The sequence below is a fragment of the Cronobacter sp. 153480017-3 genome, assembly GCF_053627815.1.
In genome coordinates this window covers 41,587-53,893 of sequence record NZ_JBSEYN010000009.1, presented here as the reverse complement: position 1 = coordinate 53,893, position 12,307 = coordinate 41,587, and the positions used below count along the sequence as shown (strand labels likewise).

The window sequence follows — 12,307 nt, the reverse complement described above, 5'->3', positions numbered from 1 at the left end:
ATGACGCTCCCGCGATGGGCTGTGCCCATACGCTGTAAGGTAAGGTACCGGGTGAAGCGGAGTCAGGCCTGACACAAACAGGCCTGACAGAGGTCATCAGCTCAGCTGTGCTTTTTCTTGTTGTAGCTGAGCCGCCAGCGCCTTGAGTGCCGGCAGATACTGTTCCGCTACCGGCGCAAAAGGCTTGCGGCATAGCGGCACGGAAACCACATCCATGTAGTGAAGAACGGTTTTCAGGCCACGAAAGACGCCTGTTTTGATAAGCAGATCGATAACCTGATTGCAGTCACGCTGCAGCCGTTGCGCGGTGGCGATATCGCCTTCGTTTAACGCTTTCACGATGTGCATGTAGCGCCAGCCCATGATGTTGTAAGTGCTGCCAATGCCGCCGTCGGCACCTGCCAGCAGCCCGGATGCGAAGATCTCGTCATAGCCGTTGTAAAGCACCAGATCCGGATGCGCGCGACGGATCTGCTCCATCTGGTAAAGATCGCCTGAAGTTTGCTTTAACGCGCCGACGCCAGGCAGCGTGACCAGCGTGCTTATCTGCTCAAGCGACAGCCTGACGCCGCTTAGCGCCGGAATGTTATAAACCACCATCGGCAGGCCGTCCGCTGAGGCAATAATGGCGCGGTAGTGGTCGCAGTGTTCTTCAAAACTAAACGGGTAGTAGAACGGCGTGACGGCAGACACCGCGTCAAACCCGTAGCGACTGGCGGCAGCGGCCAGTTGCTGGCTTTCCGCCGTGCTTACGCAGCCAACATGCGCTATTAACGTGACTTTTCCCTTAGCCTCTTCGGCGACAATTTCCAGTACCTCTTCGCGTTCCGCGCAGCTTTGAACAAACGCTTCCCCTGTCGAACCACCGACATACAGGCCGTCAATGCCCTGACTGATGTTAAAGCGCACCAGACGGCGCAGGCTCTCTTTGTCCAGGCGCTGCTGCTGGTCAAAAGGGGTCAGAAGTGCGGGCATCACCCCGCGTAATGGTGCGGTCATAAGAACATCCTCATCTGTTAAGTGAGAATGACTATATACCTTTATACCTGTCATACCAGATCAAATATTCACCAGCCTGCCACATAAGCGCGGTTATGCGATCGGCTTCACTCTTTGATCAGGGAGGATCGAAATTATTTGCGGGATTTTTTCTTCTGGCTGAGCGTCTGCCAGGTCGCAAAAACACTGTTCAGATGCGTTTGTAGCGCGCGGTCAGCTTCATCAGGATCGCGTTTGCGGATAGCGTCAACAATCGCAATGTGCTGCTGGTAACTGATATTGTTGTGCTCAATCAACTCTGCGTCAGGCACGGCAGGACGCGCAGCGATAAGCCAGTCCAGCAGGGCCACATGAATGGCCATAAAAATGGGATTACCGGGGATTTCAGCCAGAACGCGATGGAACTCTACATCCGAGCGGATAAACTGCGCGTTATCCGCGAGCGACTGGCGATTAATGTCCAGCGCTTTGGTCAGCCGTTCGAGCTGTTCGTCGGTGGCTTTCTCAGCCGCGTAGCGCACCAGGCTGGATTCAAAAAACAGTCGTAGCTGTTCGAAATGGGCGATGCCGCCCGGATGAGAAAGGAAATCCTTCGCCATACCGGAGAGCTCGCTAATGATCGTGTCTGCGGAAGGGCGCGATACACGGGCGCGCTCGCCGTTACTGATTTGCACCAGCCCTTTACGCTTCAGCGCCGCCAGCGCCTCCCTGACAGAAGGACGCCCCACGTTGAAAAAGGCCATTAACTCACGCTCGGAAGGCAGCGGCTCCCCTTCCGCAAATTCACGGCGGCGGATCATCTGCTCCAGTTCTTCCTCTACCATTTCAGAAAGCTTTTTGCGCGCCAGCGGACGGCGGCCCAGGCTGCGCCCGATAGCGTCGGAAGCATCTTCAGATTGTGAGTCGAATGGGTTCATAGACGGCATGTTATTGAAAGGTGACACTTTACTCATCCTATCACAGGATTTTCAGGCTGGCGAAACACCGGGCGGATAACAAAACAGGCCCATCGGGCCTGTCAGGAATTACTTAACCACGCGCAGCGCAGGGCGTCCGCCACGCGGCGGCGGCTCGTCACCCGGATCGTTATCATCCGCATCGTCAGGCTTATCGCCATCAATGACAGACATGACCGTTTCCGGCTCTTCCGCGCTGTTTTCGTCGTTCAGGCTCGCCATCTCTTCATCATAAGCGGCTTCGGGCTCGAACATCGTACCGGCGCCGTTTTCACGGGCGTAGATAGCCAGCACGGCTGCCAGCGGCACGGTGACCTGACGCGGTACGCCGCCGAAACGGGCGTTGAAACGCACTTCGTCATTCGCCAGTTCCAGATTACCGACCGCGCGCGGCGCGATATTGAGAACAATTTGCCCGTCGCGCGCGTACTCCAGCGGCACCAGCACGCCCGGCAGCGTCACATCCACGACCAGGTGCGGCGTCAGCTGGTTATCCAGCAGCCATTCATAGAAGGCACGCAACAGATAAGGACGACGTGGAGAGAGCTGAGAGATATCCATAAGGTTTAGCCCCGGGTTTGCAGACGGATTTCGCGCTCGGCTTCGGTCAGCGAAGCCAGGAACGAATCACGCTCAAACACGCGAGTCATATAACCTTTGAGCTCTTTAGCGCCCGCACCGCTGAACTCAACACCTAACTGCGGCAGACGCCACAGCAGCGGTGCCAGATAGCAATCCACCAGGCTGAACTCATCGCTCAGGAAATAGGGCTTCTGACCGAATACCGGCGCGATAGCCAGCAGCTCTTCACGCAGCTGTTTACGCGCGTTATCGGCTTCCTGGGCGGAACCGCTGACAATCACGTTCATCAGCGAGTACCAGTCTTTCTCGATACGGTGCATATACAGGCGGCTTTCACCGCGGGCCACCGGGTACACCGGCATTAACGGCGGGTGCGGGAAACGCTCATCAAGATATTCCATAATGATGCGCGACTCCCACAGAGTCAGTTCACGGTCTACCAGCGTCGGCACGCTTTGATTTGGGTTGAGGTCAATCAGATCCTGCGGCAGGTTATCCGTTTCCACATGCTCAATTTCAAAGCTGACACCTTTCTCAGCCAGCACAATGCGGACCTGATGGCTGTAGATATCAGTAGGACCAGAAAACAGCGTCATTACCGAACGTTTGTTGGCAGCGACAGCCATGAAAACCTCCAGGTATATTCAGAAAGTTACTGCTACCAGCCGCAAACACGACTGGCCTTATTAATCACCCTTCCGTGCCGAACTTTCTTCCGTCTCTAAAACGAACAAAACGTGAACAGTTACCAGCATTTGGGCACAAAATTGGATGATAGTTTACCAGATTTTGCGCAGCTTGTGGTGAGAGGTTTTATCCGATTGCCGTAAATGGGCGGGATTTCAGTAGATTAGCGGCCAGATAAAAATTCCGGGCATAAAAAAACCCGGCGTTGTGCCGGGTTTTTCGCCAATTCGATTCTGCCAAAGCAGAAAAGGATTAACGTTTGGAGAACTGCGGACGACGACGTGCTTTACGCAGACCGACTTTCTTACGTTCAACCTGACGAGCGTCACGAGTAACGAAGCCAGCTTTACGCAGTTCAGAGCGCAGAGACTCATCGTACTCCATCAGAGCGCGGGTGATACCGTGACGGATCGCACCAGCCTGACCGGAGATACCACCACCTTTAACGGTGATGTACAGATCCAGTTTCTCAACCATGTCGACCAGTTCCAGCGGCTGACGAACTACCATGCGGGCAGTTTCGCGACCGAAGTACTGTTCCAGAGAACGCTGGTTGATAACGATTTTACCGTTGCCCGGTTTGATAAACACACGAGCGGCGGAGCTTTTGCGGCGACCAGTGCCGTAGTATTGATTTTCAGCCATTGCCATAATCCCGATTAGATGTCCAGAACTTGCGGTTGCTGCGCCGCGTGGTTGTGCTCGTTGCCCGCGTAAACTTTCAGTTTACGGTACATAGCACGGCCCAAAGGGCCTTTCGGCAGCATGCCTTTAACCGCGATTTCAATTACGCGCTCAGGACGGCGGGCAATCATCTCTTCAAAGGTCGCTTCTTTGATACCACCGATGTGGCCAGTGTGGTGGTAGTACATTTTGTCAGAACGCTTGTTGCCGGTTACAGCAACTTTTTCTGCGTTCAGAACGATGATGTAATCACCGGTATCAACGTGCGGAGTGTATTCCGCTTTGTGCTTACCGCGCAGGCGACGAGCCAGTTCGGTAGCCAGACGGCCCAGAGTTTTACCGGTCGCGTCAACAACGTACCAGTCGCGTTTTACGGTTTCTGGTTTAGCTGTAAAAGTTTTCATTAAAAGCTTACCCAAATATAGAGTTACACGTTGGCGAACACCCAAACGCTTAAATTGAGTTGAGGTTCACACGACAAAGTCCGCAAACCTACCCCCTCGGATATGTTTTCGGCACACAAAAGTTTCGGGAAAAAAACTTTGTTGTAACGTGGGGTCGCAAGATTATAGAGAAGTCGAGTATAAAGATCGACCCCTTTTATGAGGAAATTCCCCGAATTCGCTCCCCTGCGGGCAGAGGAGCGGTCAGGCGTCAGGCCAGATGCGGGCGTTTGAGGTATTCCTCGCTCTGCATCTCCTGCAAACGCGAGAGGCAACGCTTAAATTCAAACTGCAGTTGCTCGCCCTGATAGATGTCATCCAGCGGCGCATCCGCCGAGACCACCAGCTTCACCTGGCGTTCATAAAACTCATCCACCAGCGCGATAAAGCGCCGCGCCGCGTTCTCGGTGGAAGTGGTCATCACCGGCACGTCAAACAACAGCACGGTATGGAACTGGCGCGACAGCGCGATGTAGTCATGCTGGCTGCGCGCGTCCACGCATAAGGTGGCGAAGGACGCGGCCAGCGTCTGGTTTTCCACACCAAGCGTCGGCAGCGGGCGATGGTTAATCTCAAGCGACGGTGCCGCCGCGGCGTTACGCGGTGCGCCCGCCAGCGCCTGCCAGAGTTTGTCCATCTGGCGCGCCGTCTCCTCGCTTCGCGGCGAGAGCCACAAATGCGCCTGAGTCAGCGTGCGCAGGCGGTAATCGATACCCGCATCGACGTTCATCACATCGCAGTGCGCTTTAATCGCCTCGATAGCCGGCAGAAAACGCGTGCGCTGCAGGCCGTTACGATACAACTCATCGGGCGGAATGTTTGACGTCGCGACAAGCGTAATGCCGCGCGCGAACAGCGCCTGCATCAGGCCACCAAGCAGCATGGCATCCGTAATATCGGAGACAAAAAATTCATCGAAGCAGATAACGTCCGCCTGCGCTTTAAAGCCGTCAGCAACCACTTCCAGCGGATCGGTCTGCCCTTGCAGCGCGGCGAGCTCTTCATGCACGCGCAGCATAAAGCGGTGAAAGTGCAGCCTGAGTTTGCGCTCGCCCGGCAGGCTATGAAAGAACAGATCCATCAGCCAGGTTTTTCCGCGCCCGACGCCGCCCCACATATATAAGCCGCGTACCGGCGCTTCACTGGCCGTCTCTTCGCGTTTGCCAAACAGCTTGCCGACTTTGGTCAGCAGGCCGCCACGAGCAGGCGCAGGCGCGTCGGTTTTCTGCGAAAGCCCCTGCCAGATAAGATTCAGACGATTTACCGCTTCATGCTGGACGTCGTCCGGCTGATGGGTGCCCTCTTTCAGGGCCTGTTGGTAGCGCGATGTCGGAGAGATGCTCTGCATATATTATTCTTACTTCCTGAAAACGTTCGCCGCAGCGTTATTTTGGCCAAAAAAAGGCCGCTCTACACTACGCCATGCCGCTCCAGGATTCCACTTCTCCTGAATTAGCGGTTATAGTGGGTTTACCGGTCGACGGCACGCAGACGAGAAACCAAGCCTCGCCGTTACCACCCTACGGAATCACAAGACAACGGGAGATGTTCATGACTTGGGAATATGCGCTTATTGGGTTAGTCGTCGGCATCATTATCGGCGCCGTCGCTATGCGTTTCGGTAACCGCAAATTACGTCAACAGCAGGCTCTGCAGTACGAGCTTGAGAAAAACAAAGCGGAGCTTGACGACTACCGCGAAGAACTGGTCAGCCACTTCGCCCGCAGCGCCGAACTGCTGGATAACATGGCGCACGACTATCGTCAGCTGTATCAGCACATGGCGAAAAGCTCCAGCAGCCTGCTGCCGGAAATGTCCGCAGAGACCAACCCGTTCCGCAATCGCCTTGCGGAATCGGAAGCGAGCAACGATCAGGCGCCGGTCCAGATGCCGCGCGACTATTCGGACAGCGCGTCTGGTCTGTTGCGTACCGGCGCGAAGCGCAACTGATTCAGCTAACTATCCTTACCGTCGGGCGCATTTGCGCCCGCTTTTCTTTGGGCGCTGACTATGCTTATTCTGAGCGCTGCCGTCCCGATGACAGCATTGTTACGACATTGAGAATTCAATAATATCCGTGTTTTCAGGTGACTTTTATAACCAGGTTGCGAGAGCTGCGTTCATGAAAAAACAAACCCTGCTGTTAAGTGCGTTAGCGTTAAGTCTCGGTTTATCTCTGTCGGCGCCCGCGCCGGTGCTCGCTGCGCTGCCATCGCAGGTGCCGGGCCAGCCTGCGATCCCAAGCCTCGCGCCGATGCTGGAAAAAGTGCTACCTGCGGTTGTGAGCGTGCGGGTGGAAGGCACCGCCGTGCAGGAACAGCGCGTGCCGGAAGAACTCAAAAAGTTTTTCGGCGAATCGATGCCAGACCAGCAGGCGCAGCCGTTTGAAGGTCTCGGCTCCGGTGTGATTATCGACGCCGCGAAAGGCTATGTGCTCACCAATAATCACGTGATTAATCATGCCCAGAAAATCAGCGTTCAGCTCAATGACGGCCGAGAGTTCGACGCCAAACTGATTGGCGGCGACGACCAGAGCGATATCGCTCTGATCCAGCTGCAAAACGCCAGCAACCTGACGCAAATTCAGATAGCGGATTCCGATAAACTGCGCGTCGGCGATTTCGTGGTGGCCGTCGGCAACCCGTTCGGGCTCGGCCAGACGGCGACGTCCGGCATTGTCTCGGCGTTAGGCCGCAGCGGGCTTAATCTCGAAGGCTTCGAAAACTTTATTCAGACCGATGCGTCCATTAACCGCGGTAACTCCGGCGGCGCACTGCTGAACCTCAACGGCGAGCTTATCGGTATCAACACCGCGATTCTCGCGCCGGGCGGCGGCAGCGTCGGTATCGGTTTCGCTATTCCGGCGAATATGGCCCAGACGCTCGCTAAACAGCTGATGCAGTCAGGCGAGGTGAAACGCGGTCTGCTCGGCATTAAAGGCACCGAGATGAGCGCTGATATCGCCAAAGCGTTCAACCTGAATACCCAGCGCGGCGCGTTCGTTAGCGAAGTGCTGCCAAACTCGGGCTCCGCTAAAGCAGGCATTAAAGCGGGCGACGTGATCGTAAGCCTCAATGGCCGCCCGCTGAACAGCTTCGCCGAACTGCGCTCGCGCATCGCCACCACCGAGCCTGGCACGAAAGTGAAGCTGGGGCTGCTGCGCGACGGTAAAGCCCAGGAAGTGGAAGTGACGCTTGATAAAAGCACGTCTTCTTCCGCCAGCGCCGATATCATCGCGCCAGCCTTACAGGGCGCGACGTTAAGCGACGGCCAGCTTAAAGACGGCACCAAAGGCATTACCATTAATAGCGTCGAAAAAGGCAGCGCCGCGGCCCAGGCGGGCCTGCAGAAAGATGACGTGATCGTTGGCGTAAACCGGGCGCGCGTTAGCTCCATCGCTGAAATGCGCAAGCTGCTGGAAAGCAAGCCTGCCATCATCGCGCTGCATATTGTGCGCGGTAACGACAGCCTCTATTTACTGCTGCGTTAATAAACTGAGACAACGGACATCACGCCGCGTGTGATGTCCGTTTAACTCATGATATGCTGCGCCCGTCCCCTGACTACTTATTCCATACACATGTTTCTGAAGCTTTTACGCTCGGTTATTGCGGGGTTGATTGTCGCCGCGTTGCTGCTGACGCTCGTACCTTCCCTGCGCCCTTATAATCCGCTGTTGCAGCAAAAGCTCGACAGCGTCGATGAAACGCCCGTGAGTTATAACCGGGCGGTGCGCCGTGCTGCGCCTGCGGTCGTGAACGTCTATAATCGCAGCCTCGGCGGCAGCAATCGCAGCCAGCTGGAAATTCGCACGCTCGGCTCCGGCGTTATCATGGATCAGCGCGGCTATATTCTGACTAACAAACATGTCATCAACGACGCCGATCAGATTATCGTGGCGCTGCAGGATGGCCGCGTGTTTGAAGCGCTGCTGGTAGGTTCAGACAGCCTGACCGATCTGGCCGTGCTGAAAATTAACGCGACCGCCCTGCCGGTAATTCCCATCAACCCACAGCGAATGCCGCATATTGGCGATGTCGTCATGGCAATAGGTAACCCGTACAACCTCGGGCAGACCATTACGCAGGGGATTATCAGCGCCACCGGGCGAATCGGCCTGAACCCGTCCGGACGCCAGAATTTCCTGCAAACCGATGCCTCCATCAACCACGGCAACTCCGGCGGCGCGCTGGTGAACTCGCTTGGCGAGCTGATGGGCATCAACACACTCTCCTTTGATAAGAGCAACGACGGCGAAACGCCGGAAGGCATCGGTTTTGCGATCCCAACACAGCTTGCCACGCGCATTATGGAAAAACTTATCCGCGACGGGCGCGTGATCCGCGGTTATATCGGTATCAGCGGACGTGAAATTACGCCGATGCACACGCCAGCGGCGGGTATCGATCAGATACAGGGGATTGTGGTGAACGATGTGGCGCAGGACGGCCCTGCCGCACGCGCAGGCATTCAGGTGAATGATGTGATTGTGTCGGTTAACAACAAGCCCGCCATCTCCGCGCTGGAAACCATGGACCAGGTAGCGGAAATCCGTCCTGGCTCGGTGATCCCGGTGGAAGTAATGCGAAACGACCGCAAGCTCACCATTCAGGTAACGATTCAAGAATACCCGGCGACACCGGAATAACGGAATCGCAGGCATAAAAAAACCGGAACCTGCGTTCCGGTTTTTTTTGCTCGTTAACGCTTACTTGTTAACGAACTCTTCGCCCAGGGCGATATCTTTTTTCAGCGTATCCAGCATGCCTTCCAGCGCTTGCTGTTCATAAGCGCTCAGCGTGCCGATCGGTTTACGCTCTTCAATGCCGTTTTTACCCAGCAGCAGCGGCTGAGAGAAGAAGCGGGCATATTCGCCGTCGCCTTCCACATAAGCGCATTCCACCACGCCCTGCTCGCCCTGCAGCGCACGCACCAGGGAGAGACCGAAACGCGCGGCCGCCTGACCCATAGAGAGGGTCGCAGAGCCCCCGCCCGCTTTCGCTTCCACCACTTCGGTGCCCGCATTCTGGATGCGTTTAGTCAGATCGGCCACTTCCTGATCGGTGAAGTTGACGCCCGGGATCTGCGAGAGCAGCGGCAGAATGGTCACGCCAGAGTGACCGCCGATCACCGGCACGTCCAGCTCAGCCGGTTTTTTCCCTTTCAGTTCCGCCACAAAGGTGTTGGAGCGGATGATGTCCAGCGTGGTCACGCCAAACAGTTTGTTCTTGTCATATACGCCTGCTTTTTTCAGCACTTCAGCCGCGATAGCGACCGTGGTGTTCACCGGGTTGGTGATGATGCCGATGCAGGCTTTCGGGCAGGTGGTCGCCACCTGCTGAATCAGGTTTTTCACAATACCCGCGTTCACGTTGAACAGGTCAGAGCGATCCATACCCGGTTTACGGGCAACGCCTGCGGAGATCAGCACCACATCAGCGCCTTCCAGCGCCGGTTTGGCGTCTTCACCGGAGAAACCTTTGATTTTCACGTCGGTCGGGATATGACTCAAATCCACCGCAACCCCTGGGGTTACCGGCGCAATGTCATACAGAGAGAGTTCTGAACCTGAAGGCAGTTGGGTCTTGAGTAGAAGGGCAAGCGCCTGGCCGATACCGCCTGCCGCGCCGAGGACTGCAACTTTCATCCTAAACTCCTTATTATGGTTAGCAATTGTGTGCCGTTACTCCATGAGGTGGCGACCATAATCATCCTGGGAGGAAGTTATAGCACTCTTTTCGCCCGCAGTTTGCGATCGTAGCGCGGTTTAACTGAAAGCGATGCGGCCTTCTCGCCCGGGTGCAGATGACGCGAATACCGCCGGGTCACTACCGAAGCAACATCTCAACAGGCGGTTACATTACACCCTCTTCAAGCATCAAAACAACATCATTTTGATAACATTTAGTTTACTTAAAGCCTTATTTGCGAGTCGTGACGCAGGCATGTTCCTCGATAACGTAATTTGATAAAATTCGTCTCTTTCATAACATTATTTCAGCCCGCCGCAAGGCAGACCATTTGCATAAAAATTCATCACAATGCATAATAATGTTGTTTATTGGCCTGTATACGGGTGATATATGCGTAGCTCCGCAAAACAAGAAGAATTAGTCAAAGCCTTCAAGGCCTTACTAAAAGAAGAGAAGTTCAGTTCCCAGGGCGAAATCGTCCAGGCGCTTCAGGATCAGGGTTTCGAGAACATCAACCAGTCCAAAGTCTCCCGCATGTTAACGAAATTTGGCGCCGTGCGTACCCGCAACGCCAAAATGGAGATGGTGTACTGCCTGCCGGTTGAGCTTGGCGTGCCGACGACCTCCAGCCCGCTGAAAAATCTGGTGCTGGATATCGACTATAACGACGCAGTGGTGGTGATTCACACCAGCCCCGGTGCCGCGCAGCTTATCGCGCGTCTGCTGGATTCACTCGGTAAAGCCGAAGGGATTCTGGGCACCATTGCGGGTGACGACACTATCTTTACCACGCCCGCGCGTGGCTTTACGGTGAAAGATCTCTACGAAGCCATTCTGGTATTGTTTGAGCAGGAACTCTAAGCGCTGTGCCGCCGGATCTTCCGGCGGTTATCCTCTTCCCTTCGTATTTCCACTTTCTTTTAATACCCGAACCGCGTCATCCACCTGTTTTTTGCCGCTACGGCTGCGAGAACGTCTGAAGACCGCACAAATCGTCAAATTCACTCAATCTATTGATTTATCGAAAAATTGATCTGAAAACGGACTTTTTACCCTCATTTTTATAATGATCGGTAATAAAAACCATGTCCGGACCGAACAAAGTTTCATAGTAAATAATTAGGATCGTATTAATTTTTCGGGTAACTAGTGTATACTTGTTTTTGTGATGAGGGTCACACAATAAGACCCCACCGATAACAATTACGACGAGGAAAAGAACATGAAAACTACATCTACTGTAACAGCCCTGACACTTCTCTCCATGCTGTCCTTCGGCGTTTTCGCGGCGGACTCCATCAACGCAGAACAGGCGCAGAACCGTCAGTCTATCGGTACCGTTTCTGTTGACGCCGTAAACGCGGCTCCGATGGATCTGCGTGCGATGCTGAATGAAAAAGCAGAAGCGAAAGGCGCAACCGCGTATCGCGTGATTGAAGCCCGTACTGGCGACCACTGGCACGCCACTGCAGAGCTTTATAAATAAGAGCTTTATAAATAAGCGTTATAACCGTCAGGCGTTTACGCACGACGAAAGTAATACCTCTCAGCGGCCCGATAAAAACCGTACGCTAACCATTAAGGCCGCTGAATACACCTGCATGAGGAATGAATGATGAAAACGACATTTACCATCGCTGCTCTGGGCCTTGCATCCGTACTTTCATTTGGTGCGAGCGCCGCAGTTCAACAGGTCAACGCGCAACAGGCGCAAAATCTCCAGCCGATGGGCTCCGTCTCCGTGACGCAGCTGAGCGGCTCGCCGATGGATGTTCGCCAGCAACTGGCCGCTAAAGCAGAAAAAGAAGGCGCAAGCAGCTATCGCATCACTGAGCTGACTCAGGGCGATCACTGGCACGCCACGGCAGAACTGTACAAATAAACCCTCGTCGTCTTCTCCGACGACTTTTGCCCCTGCTTCGCGGGGGCCTTTTTGAGGGTTTGGAGTATGGCTATTGCCGGATATTGAAGAGGAGCTGACCTTCCAGCTCCTCTTCTGCTTCATCAAACAGCAGAATCAGCGCGCCAAAGCGGCGTTTCACTTCCGCCGTCACATGCAGGAAGACAATCTCCAGCGGTAACGGCAGCCCCTCTTCCATCACCACCTTCCACAGACTATCCAGATCCGTTACGCGCGCGGCCCCGATGCCAAACGTATCGGCAAATGCCCGATAGAAATCCTGCTGACTGGCAATCGTACTGAAATCAAAACTGTAGCTTTTCATTGTCGCCACCACGTTTAGCGGGCGGCTGCGATGCCGCC

General features: G+C 54.9%; 15 protein-coding genes. 6 read left to right on the top strand and 9 right to left on the bottom strand.

Annotated elements, in window-relative coordinates; genetic code table 11:
* Window positions 1-96: 96 nt before the first annotated feature.
* From nanA to zapE, 7 genes are all read right to left on the bottom strand, one after another.
* Entirely contained in the window at window positions 97-999 is a 903-nt protein-coding gene (gene nanA, locus ACUW6V_RS17780; RefSeq protein ID WP_054624589.1) for an N-acetylneuraminate lyase, read from the bottom strand.
* A gap of 134 nt (window positions 1,000-1,133) precedes the next feature.
* A complete protein-coding gene (gene nanR / locus ACUW6V_RS17775; RefSeq protein ID WP_029039433.1) occupies window positions 1,134-1,925 on the bottom strand; it encodes a transcriptional regulator NanR in 792 nt (263 codons plus the stop codon).
* Between the two features lie 99 nt (window positions 1,926-2,024).
* Window positions 2,025-2,516 (bottom strand): ClpXP protease specificity-enhancing factor, encoded by a 492-nt coding sequence (gene sspB / locus ACUW6V_RS17770; RefSeq protein WP_004385110.1) that lies wholly within the window; start codon window positions 2,514-2,516, stop codon window positions 2,025-2,027.
* Between the two features lie 5 nt (window positions 2,517-2,521).
* The gene (gene sspA, locus ACUW6V_RS17765; protein WP_004385111.1) at window positions 2,522-3,163 is read right to left on the bottom strand and encodes a stringent starvation protein SspA; all 642 of its coding nucleotides are present in this window, start codon (window positions 3,161-3,163) and stop codon (window positions 2,522-2,524) included.
* Window positions 3,164-3,476: 313 nt separating this feature from the next.
* Window positions 3,477-3,869 (bottom strand): 30S ribosomal protein S9, encoded by a 393-nt coding sequence (gene rpsI, locus ACUW6V_RS17760; RefSeq protein ID WP_000829818.1) that lies wholly within the window; start codon window positions 3,867-3,869, stop codon window positions 3,477-3,479.
* A 14-nt stretch (window positions 3,870-3,883) separates the two neighbouring features.
* Window positions 3,884-4,312, bottom strand: coding sequence for a 50S ribosomal protein L13 (rplM, locus tag ACUW6V_RS17755; RefSeq protein WP_002437467.1), 429 nt, complete (start codon window positions 4,310-4,312; stop codon window positions 3,884-3,886).
* Between the two features lie 250 nt (window positions 4,313-4,562).
* Window positions 4,563-5,699, bottom strand: coding sequence for a cell division protein ZapE (gene zapE, locus ACUW6V_RS17750; RefSeq protein ID WP_038859717.1), 1,137 nt, complete (start codon window positions 5,697-5,699; stop codon window positions 4,563-4,565).
* Window positions 5,700-5,902: 203 nt separating this feature from the next.
* Between zapE and zapG the strand changes: the two genes are divergently transcribed.
* The 3 genes from zapG to degS all read left to right on the top strand — a co-directional run bounded on the left by zapG (window position 5,903) and on the right by degS (window position 8,999).
* Complete coding sequence (gene zapG, locus ACUW6V_RS17745; protein WP_004385113.1) at window positions 5,903-6,301, top strand: Z-ring associated protein ZapG; 399 nt, start codon at window positions 5,903-5,905, stop codon at window positions 6,299-6,301.
* A 172-nt stretch (window positions 6,302-6,473) separates the two neighbouring features.
* Window positions 6,474-7,841, top strand: a complete 1,368-nt coding sequence (gene degQ, locus ACUW6V_RS17740) for a serine endoprotease DegQ (protein ID WP_004385114.1) — start codon at window positions 6,474-6,476, stop codon at window positions 7,839-7,841.
* Between the two features lie 90 nt (window positions 7,842-7,931).
* Window positions 7,932-8,999 (top strand): outer membrane-stress sensor serine endopeptidase DegS, encoded by a 1,068-nt coding sequence (gene degS / locus ACUW6V_RS17735; protein WP_004385116.1) that lies wholly within the window; start codon window positions 7,932-7,934, stop codon window positions 8,997-8,999.
* Window positions 9,000-9,059: 60 nt separating this feature from the next.
* On the opposite strand, the gene mdh is transcribed toward degS, so the two are convergent.
* Window positions 9,060-9,998: a malate dehydrogenase gene (gene mdh, locus ACUW6V_RS17730; protein WP_004385118.1), complete on the bottom strand. Its 939-nt coding sequence runs from the start codon at window positions 9,996-9,998 to the stop codon at window positions 9,060-9,062.
* 436 nt (window positions 9,999-10,434) lie between these two features.
* Here mdh and argR point away from each other — a divergent pair, with 436 nt between their 5' ends.
* The 3 genes from argR to yhcN (ACUW6V_RS17715) all read left to right on the top strand — a co-directional run bounded on the left by argR (window position 10,435) and on the right by yhcN (ACUW6V_RS17715) (window position 11,926).
* Entirely contained in the window at window positions 10,435-10,905 is a 471-nt protein-coding gene (gene argR / locus ACUW6V_RS17725) for a transcriptional regulator ArgR (protein ID WP_004385120.1), read from the top strand.
* Window positions 10,906-11,266: 361 nt separating this feature from the next.
* Window positions 11,267-11,530: a peroxide/acid stress response protein YhcN gene (yhcN, locus tag ACUW6V_RS17720; RefSeq protein WP_454038727.1), complete on the top strand. Its 264-nt coding sequence runs from the start codon at window positions 11,267-11,269 to the stop codon at window positions 11,528-11,530.
* Window positions 11,531-11,659: 129 nt separating this feature from the next.
* A complete protein-coding gene (gene yhcN, locus ACUW6V_RS17715) occupies window positions 11,660-11,926 on the top strand; it encodes a peroxide/acid stress response protein YhcN (RefSeq protein ID WP_004385123.1) in 267 nt (88 codons plus the stop codon).
* 70 nt (window positions 11,927-11,996) lie between these two features.
* Here the strand turns inward: yhcN (ACUW6V_RS17715) and ACUW6V_RS17710 are convergent, their stop codons facing one another.
* The gene (locus ACUW6V_RS17710) at window positions 11,997-12,269 is read right to left on the bottom strand and encodes a barstar family protein (protein ID WP_004385124.1); all 273 of its coding nucleotides are present in this window, start codon (window positions 12,267-12,269) and stop codon (window positions 11,997-11,999) included.
* Between the last annotated feature and the right edge of the window lie 38 nt (window positions 12,270-12,307).